Source organism: Parasphingorhabdus sp., from assembly GCF_036964565.1.
GTDB lineage: Bacteria > Pseudomonadota > Alphaproteobacteria > Sphingomonadales > Sphingomonadaceae > Parasphingorhabdus.
This window is the reverse complement of sequence record NZ_JBALTN010000032.1, coordinates 1-844: the sequence shown is the minus strand read 5'-3', so window position 1 is coordinate 844 and position 844 is coordinate 1. Positions and strand designations below refer to the sequence as shown.

Below are 844 nucleotides of genomic sequence, written 5' to 3'. Positions count from 1 at the left end.
GTGAAAAGTAAGCGATAACCGATAGAAGCTCCGCATCAAGTGCGGAGCACAAGGAGAATTTAGCATAAGTAGAGAAATGTGCTCCGCGCTCGACGCGGAGCCCTGGAGGCAATAGCGATGCTGATATCATGACCAAAGCCGGCCACGTCTACCTCATGGCCAACCGCCGCCGCGGCAAAACCTACCTCGGCGTCACCAGTAACCTCGTCCAGCGCGCCTATCAGCATCGCAGCAAGTTGATCGATGGCTATTCAAAGGAACATGGCTGCACGCTGCTGGTCTGGTTCGAAGCCCATGACGATATCCAGGATGCAAGAGCGAGAGAGTGGAAGCTCAAGAAATGGCGCAGGGAATGGAAAATTGCGCTGATCGAAGCGCACAATCCAGAATGGCGCGACCTGTTCGATGATATTACCTAGCCCGCAGGGCTCCGCGTCAAGCGCGGAGCACATGGCGTGAACTTGCTCCGCCCGACAGAGATCTGTGCTCCGCACTTGATGCGGAGTTCTGGAGGCAATCGGTATGGCGATATCCTAAGCGCAGCTAAGGAAAACTGGCGCTCGTTGAAGAATATAATCTAGAATGGCGCGATCCATCCGATGATATCACCCGGCCCTCAGAACTCCGCGTCAAGCGCGGAGCACAGGGATGAGAGTGGAGCTCAGGGAAGAGAATGTGCTCCGCGCTCGACGCGGAGCTCTGGCCTCGAGCAGTGCCGGTGACGCACTAAAGCTGCAGTCCCATCCGTCGCCGCTCCTCCCGCCCCCGGGCTCTCAACCCAGCAACCACCAGAGCAACGCCAGCACCGCGCCCGCGAGCGCCACATGGACCGCTCCGAAAAACA

Annotated in this window: 1 protein-coding gene; it reads left to right on the top strand. The window is 58.1% G+C overall.

Annotated features, from left to right (window positions below; genetic code table 11):
* Positions 1-128 precede the first annotated feature (128 nt).
* Positions 129-419, top strand: coding sequence for a GIY-YIG nuclease family protein (locus V7650_RS18085; RefSeq protein ID WP_335657599.1), 291 nt, complete (start codon positions 129-131; stop codon positions 417-419).
* Positions 420-844 lie beyond the last annotated feature (425 nt).

Coding starts and splice junctions, on each gene's coding strand:
- V7650_RS18085 (WP_335657599.1), top strand. CDS start 129: ATGACCAAAGCCGGCCACGTCTACCTCATGGCCAACCGCCGCCGCGGC.